Raw genomic sequence first — 15,563 nt, 5'->3', positions numbered from 1 at the left:
GCCCCGCAGATAATCAGAAGTTTGGCCTTGCGAGGGGGTATGTAGAGCAGATACTCTGATGAAATCCGTTTTGAATATGCAAAGGTACGACAAAAATACATTTCACCCACTTTGGGGGAAGCGTAAACCCTCAGTTACCAATACTTTTGTTTGAAAGTATGAAAACGAAACTACTCATCGGGCTTATGTGGATGTGGGCGGCTTGGGCAAACGCTGCGCCACCGATTGGCTTTGACTTTTGGAATCATTTAGGAACCAACGAGGGGCTAAGCCAAAACGAAGTTCACTGTATTTTACAAGACCACCGTGGTTTGATGTGGTTTGGGACGCAAGATGGCCTCAATTGTTACGACGGCCAGCGAGTGCAGGTTTTTCGTCAAACGCCTTTTGACTCTACCTCCTTGTCCGATGATTTTATTACTACGCTTCACGAAGACTCCAAACAGCGCTTTTGGGTAGGTACTGCCAAAGGATTGAACTGTTACGATTTTGCCAAAGGGACGTTTCGACGTAGTTCGCAACTCAAAACGGTCATTTTACAAATCATTGAAGATAAAAATAAGGCCATTTGGGTTCAGACAAAAACGACTTGGTGGGTTATGGCTGCCAATGAAACGGAGTTTAAAGTAACAAAACGTAGTCCCGATGATGCGAAAAAAGCATTATTGGCTCAAATTACCCCCTTACTTCCTGCGAAGGTATCTGTTTCTTCGCTCATGACCGACCACCTGGGCATTGTGTGGGTCGGAACACGTGGCCAAGGTATCTATCGGTTTCGCTACGAAGCGGATAAGCAACAGTATGTGCCTTTAGATGCTTTTGATGAAGATTTTTTTGATACCAACGGCTTGAAAAGTAGCTATATCACTTGTTTGTACGAGGGCAATGAGGCCGATGAAGATATTGTATGGATAGGAACGCGCGAAGCGGGCGTGCAATTATACAGTCGCTCCAAAAATACATTTAAACACTGGGAACGTCTTTTTACCCAAGAGTCAGTAGCTACTCGTACGTTTTTTGGGTTAACGACCGATAAGAAAGGACACCTGTGGGTGGGTTCTTATTCTGGCTTGTACCGTATTCATCGGGCAACGCACGACATCCGAACGTATAAAACTCCGCCCAATACCATCGTCGAAACCTCTTTGGAAGATACACAGGGTAGTGTTTGGGTAGGAGGAAATACGGGGTTGTTTCATTTGGACAATGCCCAGCAACGATTTGAACCGTTTAACCTGCCACTGTACGAAGGCGGTCAGCCGTGGGTATTGCGAATTTATGAAGACCCAAGCCAACAAGTTTGGGTAGGGACGCGGGGATACTTGGCACAAATTGACCCGCAAAAAAAAGTTCGTACGTGGAAAGAGCTGCCTGTTTCTAAGACCACCAAAGCAAAACTGGAATCAGTAGGGACGATCCAGCGTGATGCCAAAGGAGGAATGTGGATTGGAATGCGGCAAGGGTTAATCTATTGGCCCGCGCAAAATCAATACGCCCGTTTGTTTCAAAACAATCCCAACGATGTAAAGTCACTCATTAGTAATATGATATTGGACGTGCATGTGGACGCCAAACAACGCGTTTGGATATGTTCGGCCAAGGGATTGAGTTTGGCAAAACACCAAAATGGAAAAGTAGAATTTGAACATTTTACCGAAAAAAATGGCCTTACCAATTCGTTTGTCTATGGGGCTATGAGCGATAAAGCGGGGAATTTGTGGTTGACGACCAACGGAGGGCTTATTCGCTTCAATCCTGAAAAGAAAACATTTCGCACCTACACCAGCCAAGATGGCTTGGGAGGATTAGAATTCAACTCGGGAGGTTTTCATCGCAGCCCCGATGGGGAGTTTTTTGTGGGTGGAAACGGAATGTTGCTCAGTTTTCGCCCCGATGAATTGGTGATAAACAACCACCTCCCACGGATTTTGCTACGTTCTTTTAAAAAGTTTGAAAAACCAGTTGTTCATTTAGATAGCATCATTGCGAGCGGTCAGCCCATTCGTTTAGATTACGACGAAAATTTTTTCTCCTTTGAGTGGGCAGCATTGGACTATACCAATCCTTCTAGCAATCAGTTTGCGTACCGTCTCGAAGGCTTCGATAAAGATTGGGTCTATACGGGCACGCGTCGCTTTGTCGATTTTACCAACCTCAATCCTGGGAATTATAAATTATGGGTGAAGGCGGCCAATAACGAAGGAAAGTGGAACGACCGAGATTACCTACAGCTATCGCTGGTGATTACCCCGCCTTTTTGGAAAACGTGGTGGTTTTATGGACTCCTTTTTCTACTGGTGGCGGCAGTGGCAAAACTGCTTTATGATAATCATGTTCGACAACTGCTTGCGCTTGAGCGAGCAAAATTGGAGGAAAACGAGCGCGTTCGGAAACTAGCTGCCCAAGATTTACACGATGAGTTTGGAAATACCCTCACGCGAATTTCCCTTTTGACCGAATTGGTGAAAAACCGAATGAATGGCCAAGCGGGAGGCGAAGTAGGGGAATTGTTGACCAAAATCAGCGATAATGCCAATCGAATGTACCAAGGGACCAAAGACTTTATCTGGGCGATTAACCCCGAACACGATAGCCTGTATGAAATCGCGGTTCGATTGAAGGATTTTGGCGACGACGTTTTTGATAAAACTGGGGTACGGTTCAATGTGGAAGGATTAAACGATGCGCTTCGTGGCGTAAATTTACCGACGGGTGCAAGTCGGCATTTGGTGCTTTTGTTCAAAGAAGCCATGAGCAACACCCTCAAACACGCGCAGGCGACCGAAACCACGCTTTCGTTTGTTCCCACTGCTGACTCATTACGTATCGAATGGCAAGACAATGGCCGAGGCGTGGACTTAGGACGAAGCCGACCAGGTAATGGCTTGATGAATATTCAAACGCGGGCCGAAAAAATTGGCGGTGTAGCGACACTCACTTCGCCTAAACACGGAGGTTTTGTCGTTTTATTTGAGCGGCCTTGTGTATAATTAAACTAAAAATCAGTTACTTAATATGATAAAAACACGCCTTTGTTTGGTCGAAGACGACTACATTATCCGAGAAGGCTTTGCAGCACTTTTAAGTCAAACTTCTGATTTTGAGGTGGTAGGAGCCTATTCTAACTGTGAAGATTACCTCAAAAATCTGGCCACCGACCGCCCTGATGTGGTATTAATGGATTTGGAATTACCTCGCATGGGAGGAGTGGAAGGGATTGAACGTACCAAAAAGCTCCGTCCCCAAACTCAGCTCATCGTTGTGACGGTATATGAAAACGATGGGTTAGTATTTAAGGCATTGTGTGCAGGAGCTGGAGGTTATTTGACCAAAAATATGCCCCCAAGTCGTTTGATTGACGCCATTCGAGAAATCCGCCAAGGCGGAGCTCCCATGAGTACCAATATTGCTCGAATGGTGGTTGCTTCCTTCCAAAAAAATTACCAATCGCCCCTTACTGCCCGCGAAACGGAAGTATTAGAGCGAATTGCCCAAGGAAAAAGCTACACGACCATTGCTGATGAACTGTTTGTTGACAAAGAAACGATTCGGACTCACATCAAAAATATTTATTGGAAGTTAGAGGTTCATTCCAAAGCGGAAGCGATTGAAAAAGCGCGCAAAGAAAAATTAATTTGAACATAGTTGACATTCCTTGGTCGTCGCTGATAATCGTCAATAATAACATTTAAGTTTTCGGCGCTCCGCACGGCGAGCTTGGGTTCCCAAGAGATATTCTGCCCGAAACGATAAAAAACCGTACGAATCTTTTACTTTAGGGTTTCCACGTTGCGCACCTGCCTCATTTCTAACAGGAAACCCTGTTGGAAGTGTCGCAGGGTCAAGCTCTGGGCGGCGGTCAGAAAGTTGGAGTGCAAGTTCAGACATTCCTGTTGGATTGGGATAAACTGTACTGACATCGTCCAAATAATCAGAATTGGCGTAATTATTACTCAACTCGACGGCAAAACTCCAGCGCTCGTTGTATTTCCAAGAGGTACCAATCCCGATGACCCCAATGCGCACATTGCGTTTATACGCAACACCTTCTGTTTGGAGCGGTGCAAGGCTATGCCAAGTTCCTTGATACTGCGCTTTAGGCGTAATGCGAGTGATTCCAATTCCACCAAATAAATAAGGATTCACTGCCCGTTCGTCGTGATAACGGAACAAATCTGCTTGTAGGCCCACATACCCAGCAGGATTGTCAGAACGAAACGAAAGATTATTGTACCAAATAGGCCCACCTTCTTGTTTTCCAGAAATACGATAAAAATCAATTTCTCCGCGTACAGAAAAACGTTCGGCCAAACGATAAGTAATGGCCGCAGCAATGTGAGGTTGAATAAAGCGCAAATCAGTCTTAGCGCGCATGTCGCCCATGTAATACGAAATACCAGTTCCCACACTAAGTTTTATAATCCCAAAAGCAGGAGTATTACGATACAGGTGAGAATTACGGGAGGATTGGGCTAGAACAGATACAGAACCAATCACACATACCAACAAACTAGCCAATCGAAGAGGGAGTTGTGTCATATTTTACGGGTTAAGCCTCGTATGTTTACAGCGACAATAACGAAAATGATGCCAAAGTTAATATGGATTTAGGTAGATTTTGCGAAAAGAAGCCGTAACTGCCTCAAAAACAAAAAAATATTTTTTCTTTTTTGCTGTAATGTGTTGTAATATTGAATAATAATTAAGACCTTTGCAAGCCTTTTCAAAAGACGTATATTTTCTAGTCAAGACATACATTGGGTGAAGGTCCTGAATTAAGGAAACCGCATCTGAGTTCAAAGCAAAAATTAGCTAGTTTGCTAGCTTTAATTTGGTTGCAACTGAAGTCAGGTGTTCTATCATCTGACTTTTTTTGTGTCTCTCAGAAAATAAATACGAAGGCTAATTTGGAATGCAAAAATATAATGTTGACCTTTGCAGTCCATTTTGTAAAATAAATTGTATAACCTGCTGTAAATCAAAAAGATGTCTGGTTTAATAGGAAAAAAAATCGGAATGACAAGCGTGTACAATGCGGACGGGCAGGCTCTGGCGTGTACGGTTATTGAAGCTGGTCCTTGTGTAGTAACGCAAGTAAAAACCGAAGAAACCGATGGATACCAAGCTATTCAGCTCGGTTTCGGTGAGAAGAAAGAAAAGCACACGACTCAACCGCTCATGGGTCACTTCAAGAAAGCAGGAACTACTCCTAAGCGCAAGCTCGTCGAGTTCAAAGAGTTCACACAAGAACTTGCTTTGGGTCAGACGCTAGAAGTTGCTGACGTTTTTATTGAAGGAGACTTTGTGGATGTGGTTGGAACTGCCAAAGGTCGTGGTTTTCAAGGTGTTGTAAAGCGTCATGGCTTTGGTGGGGTTGGAGGCCAAACTCACGGTCAGCACAACCGTCAACGTCACCCAGGTTCGATTGGGGCTTGTTCGTTTCCGTCGCGTGTATTCAAAGGAATTCGCATGGCAGGTCGTATGGGTAACAACCGCGTGAAGGTGCAAAACCTTAAAGTGTTGAAGGTAATCCCTGGGCAGAATATCGTCGTTATCAGTGGCTCAGTGCCAGGTGCGAAGAATTCGTTTGTAATCATTGAAAAGTAATCAATCGCAACGGCGAATCAAGACAATGGAACTTTCAGTATTAAATATAAAAGGACAAGCGACTGGTAAAACAGTCTCTCTTTCCGATGAAGTGTTCGGCATCGAGCCAAATGAGCACGTAGTATATTTGGATGTGAAACAGTACTTGGCCAATCAACGTCAAGGTACTCACAAGTCAAAAGAGCGTGCCGAGGTTTCTTATTCAACTAGAAAAATCAAGCGCCAAAAGGGAACTGGTGGAGCTCGTGCGGGTTCAATCAAGTCGCCAGTATTCGTAGGTGGTGGACGTGTATTCGGTCCTAGACCACGCGATTATAGCTTCAAATTGAATAAAAAAGTAAAAGCGTTGGCGCGTAAGTCAGTGCTTTCACAGAAAGCTAAAGCAAATGGTATTTCGGTAGTAGAAGACTTTACGTTTGATGCTCCAAAAACAAAACAATACCTTTCGTTTTTGAGCGCGCTTTCACTTACTGGTAAGAAAACACTTCTTATTTTGCCAGAATACAATAACAATGTGTATTTGTCAGGACGTAACATTCCTAAGACAAATATTACTACAGCAGGTGATGTTAATACATACGACCTTATCAATGCTGAGGTGTTGTTAATCAGTGAAACAGCGGTGTCGAAGTTAGAAAATCTCTTGAACAAGTAAGACAATGAGTGTACTTAAGCGACCAATATTGACCGAAAAAGCTACTGCTCTTAGCAACTTGGGCAAGTATGTATTTGAGGTAACAAAAACTGCCAATAAAATTGAAATCGCCAATGCCATCGAAAAGATGTACGGCGTTAAGGTAGCAAGCGTAGATACAATGCGCTCGATTGGTAGAAAGAAAACAAGAATGTCACGCGGTAAGGCCATTAGTGGTATTACTTCAACGTACAAAAAGGCCATTGTGACATTGAAAGCAGGCGAGATTATTGATATCTACGCTGATATTGTTTAATAAACCGTTGAAGTAGCAAATAATTGAACAACAACAATGGGAGTCATTAAGCTCAAACCAACAACTCCAGGTCAGCGCTACCGTACGGCTCCGTCGTTTGACGAAATTACGACCGACAAGCCAGAAAAAAGCTTGTTAGCCCCTATCAAAAAGACAGGTGGACGTAACAGCCAAGGTCGTCGTACAGCTCGTTACATTGGCGGTGGTCACAAGCGCATGTACCGTATCATCGATTTCAAGCGTAATAAATTGGACGTACCAGGTACTGTAATGACAGTAGAATACGATCCAAACCGTTCTGCTCGTATCGCATTGGTAGAGTACCAAGATGGTGAAAAACGCTACATCCTTGCCCCACAAGGTATTGCTGTAGGACAAACAATTATCTCTGGAAGCGAAGTAGCTCCAGAAGTAGGAAACGCTCTTCCGCTTGCTGTGATGCCAATTGGTACAATCGTCCACAATGTGGAATTGCACCCAGGTAAAGGAGGTCAGCTCGTTCGTAGTGCGGGAACTTATGCTCAGTTAGTAGCTCGCGATGGTAAATATGCAGTATTGCGTATGCCATCAAGCGAAATGCGGATGGTTCTTGCAGTATGTAAGGCAACGGTAGGTTCAGTATCTAACCCCGATCACATGAACGTGAGCCTTGGTAAGGCGGGTCGTAAACGTTGGTTAGGTATTCGTCCACGTGTACGTGGGGTTGCGATGAACCCAGTCGATCACCCAATGGGTGGTGGTGAAGGTCGTGCGTCAGGTGGTCACCCACGTTCTCGTACGGGCTTATATGCGAAGGGTAAAAAGACCCGTACTCCGAAAAAGTATTCTAACCGTTTGATTATTAGCAAACGTAAAAAATAATCGAAGATAAATGGGACGTTCGATAAAAAAAGGACCATACATTGATTTCCGTCTGCAAATTAAAGTAGATGCCATGAATGATTCGGGCAAGAAATCAGTAATCAAGACTTGGTCAAGACGCAGTACAATCTCCCCAGATTTTATTGGTCACACTTTTGCAGTACACAACGGAAACAAGTTTATCCCAGTGTACGTAACCGAAAACATGGTTGGGCATAAGTTGGGCGAATTCTCTCCTACGCGCAATTTCCGTGGGCACATTGCCAAAAAGGACAAAGGTAAGCGATAGTAATAGTCACAAAGAAAATGGAAGCAAGAGCTATATTAAGAAACGTACCCACTTCACCTCGTAAAATGCGGTTAGTAGCCGACATGATTCGGGGCCAGAAAGTGAGCCGCGCATTGGCGATTTTGCAGTATCAGCCACAGGCTGCCGCTCCGGTTTTGAAAAAAGTTTTGATGTCAGCCGTAGCTAACTGGCAACAGCTCAACGAGGATGTTAAACTTGAAGACGCTGAACTGTATGTAAAGACAGTATTCGTTGACGGCGGTACTATGTTGAAGCGTCTGCGTCCGGCTCCTCAAGGCCGTGCCTATCGCGTTCGTAAGCGTTCAAACCACATTACACTTGTGGTAGATGATGCATCAGCAGAATTAATCCAACAAGAAGCCTAAAATTTTCAATAACGAATGGGACAGAAAGTTAATCCTGTAGGTCTGCGACTCGGTATCGTCCGTGGTTGGGAATCAAGCTGGTACGGCGGACGTGAGTTTGCTGACAAATTGATTGAAGATGAGCAGATCCGCAAATATATTTCCGCTCGTATTCCAAAAGGCGCCATCTCTAAAGTAGTAATTGAACGTACTTTGAAGCGCATTACGCTTACGATTCACACGGCTCGCCCAGGTATCGTAATCGGTAAAGGTGGAAACGAGGTAGATAAAATCAAAGAAGAGCTTAAAAAGATTACGGGTAAAGATATCCAAATCAACATCTACGAAATCAAGCGTCCTGAAATTGATGCTAAATTGGTAGGTGAATCAATCGCTCAACAACTTGAAAACCGTATCTCTTATCGTCGCGCTATGAAGCAAGCAATTTCTTCAGCAATGCGTGTAGGAGCACAAGGTATCAAAGTTCGGATTTCAGGTCGTTTAGGTGGTGCTGAAATGGCACGTACTGAAGAGTATAAAGAGGGTCGAGTACCTTTGCATACTCTTCGCGCTGACATCGACTACGCTATCTCAGAAGCTTTGACCGTCTATGGAAAGATTGGAATCAAAGTATGGGTTTTCAAAGGCGAAATCTTTGGAAAGCGTGACTTATCGCCAATCAGCGGTGGTGCAGCAGCAGCAGAACGTAGCGGTGGAAATGACCGTGGCGGAGAGCGTGGCGACCGTCGTAGAGGTGGTGGTGACCGCGAAGGTGGTGACCGTCGTGGTGGAAACGGTGGCGGCAACAAAAACCGCAACAACAACAACCGTAACAAGAAAAAGTAATTATCGAAAGCAAACGGGTCTTAGTTGACACCGAATAATACTGCTGAACCATGTTACAACCGAAAAGAACCAAGTTCCGCAAACAACAAAAAAGCAAAGGGTCTGAAAAAGGCATGGCTACTCGTGGCCACCAAATTGCTTTCGGTACGTTTGCCATTAAAGCGCTCGAACCTGGCTGGATTACAGCCCGTCAGATTGAGGCAGCTCGTATCTCAGTTACCCGTGCAATGAAACGTGAAGGTCAAGTTTGGATTCGTATCTTCCCAGATAAGCCAATCACAAAGAAGCCTCTCGAAGTACGTATGGGTAAAGGAAAAGGTGCTCCTGAGTATTGGGTAGCCCCAGTAAAAGCGGGTACAATCTTATTTGAAGCCACAGGTGTGTCACTCGAATTAGCTAATGAAGCTCTTCGTCTAGCCGCTCAGAAGCTTCCCGTTAAGACTAAGTTCGTAGTTCGTCGCGATCATCAAGAAGAAGCAGAATAAGTATTAGTCAAATGAAAAATAGTGAAATAAAAGCGCTAACGGTAGAACAATTGACGCAAACGATTGCTGAAGAGCAAGATCGTCTTTTAAAGTTAAAGTTTGCTCATGCCGTATCTCCGATCGAAAACCCGATGCGTATTCGCAATACGCGCCGCCTAATAGCTAGGTTGATCACGGAATTGTCGGCTAAAAATAAAGTCGCAAGCGCGTAATAATGGTCAGGAGACCCCAATTGTAAAATAACCGACACAATGGAGGCAGCAGCACAAACAACCGTAGAAAGAAATTTACGCAAAGTCAGAGTTGGCCGCGTAGTAAGCAACAAAATGGAGAAATCTTGCGTTGTCGCGGTAGAGCGTAAAGTAAAGCACCCGAAATACGGTAAGTTTATGAAAAAAACTACCAAATTAATGGTGCATGACGAAAATAATGAGTGTGGAATCGGCGATACAATTCGCGTAATGGAAACACGCCCACTCAGTAAGAATAAGCGTTGGAGATTAGTCGAAATCATTGAAAAAGCGAAATAACAATGGTACAGCAAGAATCAAGACTGTCTGTTGCTGATAATAGTGGAGCGAAAGAAGTACTTGTCATCCGTGTATTGGGTGGTACTGGCAAACGCTACGCATCTATTGGTGACAAAGTTGTGGTGACAGTTAAACAGGCAATTCCTTCGGGCAACATAAAGAAAGGTACAGTTTCTAAGGCCGTTGTTGTTCGTACCAAGAAAGAAATCCGTCGTAAAGATGGTTCTTACATTCGATTCGAGGACAACGCCGTCGTATTACTCAACAACCAAGATGAACCACGTGGTACCCGTATTTTCGGACCCGTTGCTCGTGAGTTGCGTGAGAAAAACTTTATGAAAATTGTTTCATTGGCACCTGAAGTATTGTAAGCAATGGAAAGAAAATTCAACAAACAGCCCAAGTTACACATTCGTACTGGAGACTCAGTAGAAGTGATAGCTGGTAACTCAAAAGGCCAGTCGGGCAAAGTCACCAAAGTGTTGGTTGAGAAACAGCGTGCGATTGTGGAAGGTGTTAACCTTGTCACAAAACACGTTAAACCAACTGCCGCGAATCCTCAAGGTGAGCTTAAAAAGATAGAAGGCTCAATTCATATCAGTAACTTGATGTTGATTGATCCAGCTACTGGTAAGCCAACCCGTACAGGACGCAAGCTCAACGAGCAAGGGAAACTACAACGCTATTCAAAAGAATCAGGGAAGTTTATTCCAGATCCTTCAAAGTAGTTTTCGTTTGTCACTTATAAATTAACTGTGGGTCGGAAATCCACAAACTAATAATCAAAATGGCAACTACGAGATTAAAAGAGAAATACACGAAGGAAGTCGTATCTCACTTGCAAGAGAAATTTCAATACAAATCAATTATGCAAGTACCACACCTTGATAAGATTGTTATCAACAAGGGTATCGGTGCAGCAGTATCTGACAAGAAATTGATTGATGCTGGATTGGAAGAAATCACGCTTATTGCAGGTCAGAAGGCAGTTCCAACAATGTCTAAGAAGGCGGTCTCTAACTTTAAGTTACGCGAAAAAATGCCAATCGGCGTGAAAGTAACGCTTCGTGGAGACAAAATGTACGAATTCTTGGATCGTCTAACAAGCATCGCTTTACCACGTGTTCGTGACTTCCAAGGAATTAGCGACAAAGGCTTTGATGGCCGCGGTAACTACACATTCGGTGTAAAAGAGCAAATTATCTTTCCTGAAATTCAAATCGACAAAGTGAATAAGATTTCAGGTATGGATATTACATTCGTAACCTCTGCAAAGACAGATGAAGAAAGTTACGAGTTGTTGAAATCTCTTGGTATGCCCTTTACAAAAGGTAAAAAATAAGAATCCCTTTTTCAACGAAATAAGGAAATGGCGAAAGAATCAGTAAAAGCAAGAGAATTGAAAAAGCAAAAGCTAGTTGCTAAGTACGCTGAAAAGCGTGCTGCTTTGAAAGAAGCTGGCGACTGGGAAGGTTTAGACAAATTGCCACGTAGTTCATCGGCAGTTCGTTTGCATAACCGTTGCCGCCTTACAGGCCGTCCAAGAGGATACATGCGCAAGTTTGGTATTTGCCGTGTTGTTTTCCGCGAAATGGCTTCTCAAGGAAAAATTCCTGGCGTAACCAAAGCAAGTTGGTAAAAATCGCTTTTGTTTTCAAAATCAATTCCGTAACTTTGCAGCCCTTTTACAGAAGGGACGCAACAAATCAGTAGAGAAATGATAACCGATCCCATAGCAGACTATCTGACGAGAATCAGAAACGCCATAAGGGCGAAGCACCGGGTTGTGGAAATACCTGCTTCTAACATTAAGAAGGAGATTACTAAGGTACTCTACGATAAAGGCTTTATCCAGAACTACAAGTTCGAGGAGACAGGCCCGCAGGGTACTATTAAGATTGCCTTGAAATACAACCCAGTAACAAAGCAGTCTGCCATTGTTGATTTACAACGTGTAAGTAAGCCAGGACTTCGTAAGTACTCTGGTTCAGCAGAAATGCCACGCGTTTTGAATGGTCTTGGCGTTGCAATTGTATCTACCTCAAAAGGGGTAATGACTGACAAAGAAGCTCGCGTACTTAACGTGGGTGGAGAAGTGCTGTGTTACGTTTACTGATAAAACCTGAAAGAAAATGTCACGTATAGGAAAGAAGCCGATAACGCTACCTGCAAACGTTACAATATCAGTGTCAGACGATAACGTCGTGACCGTTAAAGGGCCTAAAGGCTCATTAACTCGTGATATTGACCGTGATATCAAGGTGGAAGTAGAGGGCAGCGAGTTGACAGTTGTTCGTCCGACTGAGCAAAAACGTCACAAAGCATTGCACGGACTTTACCGTGCACTCATTAATAACATGGTTGTGGGCGTAAGCGAAGGTTACAAAGCACAATTAGAAATTGTTGGGGTAGGTTATAAAGCCTCTGTTAACAACAATATTTTGGAGCTTAGCCTTGGATACTCACATGGTATCTATTTCGCAGTACCTTCAGAAGTGAAGGTAAGCGCAACGATGGAAAAAGGACAAAACCCGAAAGTATTCTTAGAGTGTATTGACAAAGAACTACTTGGGCAAATCGCGGCGAAAATTCGTTCGTTCCGCAAGGTTGAACCTTACAAAGGTAAAGGTATTCGTTTTGTGGGTGAGCAAATCAGACGTAAGGCTGGTAAAGCTGCTGCTAAGAAGTAATCAGTAATCTGAAAAAATTGTAAGCAATCATGGCTTCAGTAAAAAGCGAAAGAAGACAGCGCATTAAATACCGGATTCGGAAAAAAGTAGAAGGAACTTCAGAAAAGCCTCGTCTTTCTGTTTTCCGCTCAAATGCTCGTATTTATGCGCAGGTAATTGATGATACAAAAGGTCTAACATTGGTCTCTGCTTCATCTCTTGAACTTGATGCTACAAAAGCGAGTGTCAATGTTGAGGATGCAAAGAATGTAGGTCTTAAATTGGCCGAAAAAGCACTCGCAGCAGGCGTAAGTGCGGTTGTATTTGACCGCAATGGTTATTTGTATCATGGGAAAGTAAAAGCATTGGCAGACGGCGCTCGTGAGGGTGGTCTCAAATTCTAAAAAGATATGTCAAACAGTATCAAACCTTTGAAATACAACGAAGCTGACCTTAAAGAAAAGGTAGTAGCTATCAACCGTGTTGCCAAAGTAGTAAAAGGTGGACGCCGCTTTAGCTTCTCAGCAATCGTAGTCGTTGGAGATGGCAAAGGCGTTGTAGGTTACGGATTAGGAAAAGCTAACGAAGTAACTGACGCTATTGCAAAAGGAATTGAAGACGCGAAGAAAAACCTCGTGCAAGTTCCACTCCTTAAAGGAACAGTTCCTCACGAAATGCACGGAAAATTCAGCGGTGGCTTAGTATTTGTTAAGCCAGCAGCTCCAGGTACTGGAGTTATTGCGGGTGGTGCGATGCGTGCTGTATTAGAAGCCGCAGGTGTACACGACGTATTAGCCAAGTCAAAAGGTTCTTCTAACCCTCACAACGTAGTGAAGGCAACAATTGACGCGCTTCTTAAAATGAGAGCTCCGCACCAAGTTGCATTCCAACGTGGAGTAAAGTTGGCCACAGTGTTTAATGGATAATCTTTTGAGACAATGTCAAAGATAAGAATTACACAAGTTAGAAGTATGATTGGCCGTCCAGGAGACCAGAAACGCACGCTCGCTGCTTTAGGTCTTGGCAAAATCAATCGTAGTGTCGAGATTAATGTGAATCCAGCCCTTGAAGGTATGATTCGCAAGGTAGATCATTTAGTGAAAATTGAAGAGATTTAATCCGCGATATAGCAATGAATCTTAGCGCATTGAAACCAGCTTCAGGCTCGGTAAAAACAAAAAAACGTTTGGGTAGAGGTCAAGGTTCAGGAATGGGCGGAACTTCTACACGCGGACACAAGGGGGCGCAGTCTCGTTCGGGATATAGCCAAAAAAGTCACTTTGAAGGTGGACAGATGCCGCTTCAAAGACGAGTACCTAAATTCGGTTTTAAGAATATCAACCGCGTTGAATACAAAGCTCTTAATTTGGATGCAATCCAAGCAGTTGTTGAAAAAACAAATGCTACTGTAATCGATATTGAGACACTTTACAGCAATGGCTTGGTATCTAAAACAGACTTAGTAAAAGTGCTTAATCGTGGCGAATTAAAAGCTGCCGTTGAAGTAAAAGTTCACGCTTTTTCTAAGACTGCTGCCGAGGCTATCGAAAAAGCAGGTGGTAAAGCGGTTACATTATAATCTTGATTCAAAAGATTTTCGTAACTTTGCCTGATTTTTTACACAGGTAAATCTAAAAACGCATGAAACGGTTTATACAGACCTTAAAAAATATCTTTTCAATCGAAGAGCTTAGAAGTAGAATTCTTTATACTCTTCTATTGATCGCGGTCTATCGCCTTGGTTCGTACATCGTACTTCCAGGTATTGATAGTGACAAGCTTGAGGTGAATAATTCAGGTCTTTTAGGCTTATTAGATACCTTCCTCGGTGGTGCCTTTACGAAAGCATCTATCTTTGCGCTAGGTATTATGCCTTACATTTCTGCGTCAATTGCCATTCAGTTGTTAACGATGGCGTTGCCTTACTTTCAAAAAATGCAGAAAGAAGGAGAGTCTGGACGGAAGAAACTTAATCAGATTACGCGTGTACTAACAATCTTTGTTACCATCGCACAATCGGTGAGTTATTTACAAACAACCATCTCTTCGGAAGCTCTATTGATTGATCGTGCAGCTTTCACCATTTCAGCCGTGTTTATCCTTACTGCAGGAACAATATTCTGTATGTGGTTAGGTGAACGTATCACTGACAAGGGAATTGGAAACGGAACCTCAATGTTAATTATGATTGGGATTGTATCTCGTTTTCCAAAAGCAATTGTTCAGGAAGGTGCTTCACGCGGTAGTGGTGGTCTGTTGATTTTTGTTGCAGAAATTGTTGCTCTCTTTGTGGTAGTAATGTTTGCAGTAGCATTGACTCAAGCAGTACGTCGAGTACCTATTCAGTATGCAAAACAAGTGGTTGGTAACAAGGTAATGGGCGGTCAACGTCAGTACTTGCCTCTGAAACTTAACACGTCAGGAGTAATGCCAATCATTTTTGCGCAAGCACTTATGTTTATCCCGTCGTTAGTGGCTGGTTTGTTTGCAGAAAAAAGTGAGGTTGCTAGTTCAATAGCTACAACGTTCAATGACTATACGACTTGGCAATACAATGTATTGTTTGCAACTTTGATCATTGTCTTCACTTTCTTTTACACAGCGATTGCAATCAGCCCACAACAAATATCTGATGATATGAAGCGTGGGGGAGGCTTTATACCAGGAGTAAAACCTGGCATTGCAACATCTGATTTCATTGCTACTGTATTAGATCGAATCACATTGCCAGGTGGAATTTTGTTAGCAGTTGTTGCTATCTTACCATCACTTGCGAGTATGTCAGGTATGACAAGGGAGTTTTCTCAGTTCTTTGGTGGAACTTCGCTTCTTATCTTGGTAGGTGTTGTACTTGATACATTACAACAAGTAGAAAGCTACTTATTGATGAAGCATTATGAAGGCTTGATGAAGTCAGGGCGCGTGAAAGGACGTACTGAGACTGTAGCTGCCTAATAAAGA

At 43.3% G+C, this 15,563-nt stretch carries 24 protein-coding genes; 23 read left to right on the top strand and 1 reads right to left on the bottom strand.

Features of this window, described 5'->3' with window-relative positions:
• Positions 1-158: 158 nt before the first annotated feature.
• Both DTQ70_RS22290 and DTQ70_RS22285 read left to right on the top strand, forming a co-directional pair.
• Entirely contained in the window at positions 159-2,990 is a 2,832-nt protein-coding gene (locus DTQ70_RS22290) for a sensor histidine kinase (RefSeq protein ID WP_122932850.1), read from the top strand.
• Positions 2,991-3,015: 25 nt separating this feature from the next.
• Positions 3,016-3,639: a response regulator transcription factor gene (locus tag DTQ70_RS22285; protein ID WP_122932849.1), complete on the top strand. Its 624-nt coding sequence runs from the start codon at positions 3,016-3,018 to the stop codon at positions 3,637-3,639.
• Between the two features lie 36 nt (positions 3,640-3,675).
• Here the strand turns inward: DTQ70_RS22285 and DTQ70_RS22280 are convergent, their stop codons facing one another.
• On the bottom strand, positions 3,676-4,539 hold the full coding sequence (locus DTQ70_RS22280) for a hypothetical protein (protein WP_164490158.1): 864 nt from the start codon (positions 4,537-4,539) through the stop codon (positions 3,676-3,678).
• A 447-nt stretch (positions 4,540-4,986) separates the two neighbouring features.
• On the opposite strand from DTQ70_RS22280, the gene rplC reads away from it, so the two are divergent.
• From rplC to secY, 21 genes are all read left to right on the top strand, one after another.
• Positions 4,987-5,607 (top strand): 50S ribosomal protein L3, encoded by a 621-nt coding sequence (gene rplC, locus DTQ70_RS22275; protein WP_028523582.1) that lies wholly within the window; start codon positions 4,987-4,989, stop codon positions 5,605-5,607.
• Positions 5,608-5,632: 25 nt separating this feature from the next.
• Positions 5,633-6,262, top strand: a complete 630-nt coding sequence (gene rplD / locus DTQ70_RS22270) for a 50S ribosomal protein L4 (protein ID WP_028523583.1) — start codon at positions 5,633-5,635, stop codon at positions 6,260-6,262.
• A 4-nt stretch (positions 6,263-6,266) separates the two neighbouring features.
• Entirely contained in the window at positions 6,267-6,557 is a 291-nt protein-coding gene (gene rplW / locus DTQ70_RS22265; RefSeq protein ID WP_028523584.1) for a 50S ribosomal protein L23, read from the top strand.
• Positions 6,558-6,593: 36 nt separating this feature from the next.
• Positions 6,594-7,418 carry a 50S ribosomal protein L2 gene (gene rplB / locus DTQ70_RS22260; RefSeq protein ID WP_028523585.1) on the top strand — a complete coding sequence of 275 codons (825 nt, stop codon included), beginning with the start codon at positions 6,594-6,596 and terminating at the stop codon, positions 7,416-7,418.
• 10 nt (positions 7,419-7,428) lie between these two features.
• Complete coding sequence (gene rpsS, locus DTQ70_RS22255) at positions 7,429-7,707, top strand: 30S ribosomal protein S19 (protein WP_028523586.1); 279 nt, start codon at positions 7,429-7,431, stop codon at positions 7,705-7,707.
• 17 nt (positions 7,708-7,724) lie between these two features.
• Positions 7,725-8,093 (top strand): 50S ribosomal protein L22, encoded by a 369-nt coding sequence (gene rplV / locus DTQ70_RS22250; RefSeq protein WP_122932847.1) that lies wholly within the window; start codon positions 7,725-7,727, stop codon positions 8,091-8,093.
• A gap of 15 nt (positions 8,094-8,108) precedes the next feature.
• On the top strand, positions 8,109-8,918 hold the full coding sequence (gene rpsC / locus DTQ70_RS22245; protein ID WP_122932846.1) for a 30S ribosomal protein S3: 810 nt from the start codon (positions 8,109-8,111) through the stop codon (positions 8,916-8,918).
• Between the two features lie 50 nt (positions 8,919-8,968).
• Complete coding sequence (rplP, locus tag DTQ70_RS22240) at positions 8,969-9,403, top strand: 50S ribosomal protein L16 (protein WP_122932845.1); 435 nt, start codon at positions 8,969-8,971, stop codon at positions 9,401-9,403.
• Positions 9,404-9,414: 11 nt separating this feature from the next.
• On the top strand, positions 9,415-9,615 hold the full coding sequence (rpmC, locus tag DTQ70_RS22235; RefSeq protein ID WP_028523590.1) for a 50S ribosomal protein L29: 201 nt from the start codon (positions 9,415-9,417) through the stop codon (positions 9,613-9,615).
• 39 nt (positions 9,616-9,654) lie between these two features.
• Positions 9,655-9,933, top strand: a complete 279-nt coding sequence (gene rpsQ / locus DTQ70_RS22230; RefSeq protein ID WP_028523591.1) for a 30S ribosomal protein S17 — start codon at positions 9,655-9,657, stop codon at positions 9,931-9,933.
• A gap of 2 nt (positions 9,934-9,935) precedes the next feature.
• Positions 9,936-10,304, top strand: a complete 369-nt coding sequence (rplN, locus tag DTQ70_RS22225; RefSeq protein ID WP_028523592.1) for a 50S ribosomal protein L14 — start codon at positions 9,936-9,938, stop codon at positions 10,302-10,304.
• Positions 10,305-10,307: 3 nt separating this feature from the next.
• The gene (gene rplX, locus DTQ70_RS22220) at positions 10,308-10,661 is read left to right on the top strand and encodes a 50S ribosomal protein L24 (protein ID WP_122932844.1); all 354 of its coding nucleotides are present in this window, start codon (positions 10,308-10,310) and stop codon (positions 10,659-10,661) included.
• Between the two features lie 59 nt (positions 10,662-10,720).
• Entirely contained in the window at positions 10,721-11,275 is a 555-nt protein-coding gene (rplE, locus tag DTQ70_RS22215) for a 50S ribosomal protein L5 (protein WP_122932843.1), read from the top strand.
• Between the two features lie 27 nt (positions 11,276-11,302).
• The gene (rpsN, locus tag DTQ70_RS22210) at positions 11,303-11,572 is read left to right on the top strand and encodes a 30S ribosomal protein S14 (RefSeq protein ID WP_028523595.1); all 270 of its coding nucleotides are present in this window, start codon (positions 11,303-11,305) and stop codon (positions 11,570-11,572) included.
• Positions 11,573-11,650: 78 nt separating this feature from the next.
• Entirely contained in the window at positions 11,651-12,049 is a 399-nt protein-coding gene (gene rpsH, locus DTQ70_RS22205; protein ID WP_037300144.1) for a 30S ribosomal protein S8, read from the top strand.
• A 16-nt stretch (positions 12,050-12,065) separates the two neighbouring features.
• The gene (rplF, locus tag DTQ70_RS22200) at positions 12,066-12,623 is read left to right on the top strand and encodes a 50S ribosomal protein L6 (protein ID WP_028523597.1); all 558 of its coding nucleotides are present in this window, start codon (positions 12,066-12,068) and stop codon (positions 12,621-12,623) included.
• Between the two features lie 29 nt (positions 12,624-12,652).
• Positions 12,653-13,006: a 50S ribosomal protein L18 gene (rplR, locus tag DTQ70_RS22195; protein WP_028523598.1), complete on the top strand. Its 354-nt coding sequence runs from the start codon at positions 12,653-12,655 to the stop codon at positions 13,004-13,006.
• A 6-nt stretch (positions 13,007-13,012) separates the two neighbouring features.
• Entirely contained in the window at positions 13,013-13,528 is a 516-nt protein-coding gene (gene rpsE, locus DTQ70_RS22190) for a 30S ribosomal protein S5 (protein ID WP_028523599.1), read from the top strand.
• 12 nt (positions 13,529-13,540) lie between these two features.
• Positions 13,541-13,720: a 50S ribosomal protein L30 gene (gene rpmD / locus DTQ70_RS22185; RefSeq protein ID WP_028523600.1), complete on the top strand. Its 180-nt coding sequence runs from the start codon at positions 13,541-13,543 to the stop codon at positions 13,718-13,720.
• A gap of 14 nt (positions 13,721-13,734) precedes the next feature.
• A complete protein-coding gene (gene rplO / locus DTQ70_RS22180) occupies positions 13,735-14,181 on the top strand; it encodes a 50S ribosomal protein L15 (protein ID WP_122932842.1) in 447 nt (148 codons plus the stop codon).
• A gap of 62 nt (positions 14,182-14,243) precedes the next feature.
• Complete coding sequence (gene secY / locus DTQ70_RS22175; protein ID WP_122932841.1) at positions 14,244-15,557, top strand: preprotein translocase subunit SecY; 1,314 nt, start codon at positions 14,244-14,246, stop codon at positions 15,555-15,557.
• Positions 15,558-15,563: the final 6 nt, after the last annotated feature.

The sequence above is a fragment of the Runella sp. SP2 genome, from assembly GCF_003711225.1.
In the GTDB taxonomy this organism is placed as follows: Bacteria; Bacteroidota; Bacteroidia; order Cytophagales; family Spirosomataceae; genus Runella.
The sequence above is the reverse complement of the archived record's forward strand: the minus strand, read 5'-3'. Positions and strand labels throughout refer to the sequence as shown.

What these genes read in the sequence shown, in the direction of transcription:
- DTQ70_RS22290 (WP_122932850.1), top strand. Translation starts at nt 159, where the DNA reads ATGAAAACGAAACTACTCATCGGGCTTATGTGGATGTGGGCGGCTTGG.
- DTQ70_RS22285 (WP_122932849.1), top strand. Translation starts at nt 3,016, where the DNA reads ATGATAAAAACACGCCTTTGTTTGGTCGAAGACGACTACATTATCCGA.
- DTQ70_RS22280 (WP_164490158.1), bottom strand. Translation starts at nt 4,539, where the DNA reads ATGACACAACTCCCTCTTCGATTGGCTAGTTTGTTGGTATGTGTGATT.
- rplC (WP_028523582.1), top strand. Translation starts at nt 4,987, where the DNA reads ATGTCTGGTTTAATAGGAAAAAAAATCGGAATGACAAGCGTGTACAAT.
- rplD (WP_028523583.1), top strand. Translation starts at nt 5,633, where the DNA reads ATGGAACTTTCAGTATTAAATATAAAAGGACAAGCGACTGGTAAAACA.
- rplW (WP_028523584.1), top strand. Translation starts at nt 6,267, where the DNA reads ATGAGTGTACTTAAGCGACCAATATTGACCGAAAAAGCTACTGCTCTT.
- rplB (WP_028523585.1), top strand. Translation starts at nt 6,594, where the DNA reads ATGGGAGTCATTAAGCTCAAACCAACAACTCCAGGTCAGCGCTACCGT.
- rpsS (WP_028523586.1), top strand. Translation starts at nt 7,429, where the DNA reads ATGGGACGTTCGATAAAAAAAGGACCATACATTGATTTCCGTCTGCAA.
- rplV (WP_122932847.1), top strand. Translation starts at nt 7,725, where the DNA reads ATGGAAGCAAGAGCTATATTAAGAAACGTACCCACTTCACCTCGTAAA.
- rpsC (WP_122932846.1), top strand. Translation starts at nt 8,109, where the DNA reads ATGGGACAGAAAGTTAATCCTGTAGGTCTGCGACTCGGTATCGTCCGT.
- rplP (WP_122932845.1), top strand. Translation starts at nt 8,969, where the DNA reads ATGTTACAACCGAAAAGAACCAAGTTCCGCAAACAACAAAAAAGCAAA.
- rpmC (WP_028523590.1), top strand. Translation starts at nt 9,415, where the DNA reads ATGAAAAATAGTGAAATAAAAGCGCTAACGGTAGAACAATTGACGCAA.
- rpsQ (WP_028523591.1), top strand. Translation starts at nt 9,655, where the DNA reads ATGGAGGCAGCAGCACAAACAACCGTAGAAAGAAATTTACGCAAAGTC.
- rplN (WP_028523592.1), top strand. Translation starts at nt 9,936, where the DNA reads ATGGTACAGCAAGAATCAAGACTGTCTGTTGCTGATAATAGTGGAGCG.
- rplX (WP_122932844.1), top strand. Translation starts at nt 10,308, where the DNA reads ATGGAAAGAAAATTCAACAAACAGCCCAAGTTACACATTCGTACTGGA.
- rplE (WP_122932843.1), top strand. Translation starts at nt 10,721, where the DNA reads ATGGCAACTACGAGATTAAAAGAGAAATACACGAAGGAAGTCGTATCT.
- rpsN (WP_028523595.1), top strand. Translation starts at nt 11,303, where the DNA reads ATGGCGAAAGAATCAGTAAAAGCAAGAGAATTGAAAAAGCAAAAGCTA.
- rpsH (WP_037300144.1), top strand. Translation starts at nt 11,651, where the DNA reads ATGATAACCGATCCCATAGCAGACTATCTGACGAGAATCAGAAACGCC.
- rplF (WP_028523597.1), top strand. Translation starts at nt 12,066, where the DNA reads ATGTCACGTATAGGAAAGAAGCCGATAACGCTACCTGCAAACGTTACA.
- rplR (WP_028523598.1), top strand. Translation starts at nt 12,653, where the DNA reads ATGGCTTCAGTAAAAAGCGAAAGAAGACAGCGCATTAAATACCGGATT.
- rpsE (WP_028523599.1), top strand. Translation starts at nt 13,013, where the DNA reads ATGTCAAACAGTATCAAACCTTTGAAATACAACGAAGCTGACCTTAAA.
- rpmD (WP_028523600.1), top strand. Translation starts at nt 13,541, where the DNA reads ATGTCAAAGATAAGAATTACACAAGTTAGAAGTATGATTGGCCGTCCA.
- rplO (WP_122932842.1), top strand. Translation starts at nt 13,735, where the DNA reads ATGAATCTTAGCGCATTGAAACCAGCTTCAGGCTCGGTAAAAACAAAA.
- secY (WP_122932841.1), top strand. Translation starts at nt 14,244, where the DNA reads ATGAAACGGTTTATACAGACCTTAAAAAATATCTTTTCAATCGAAGAG.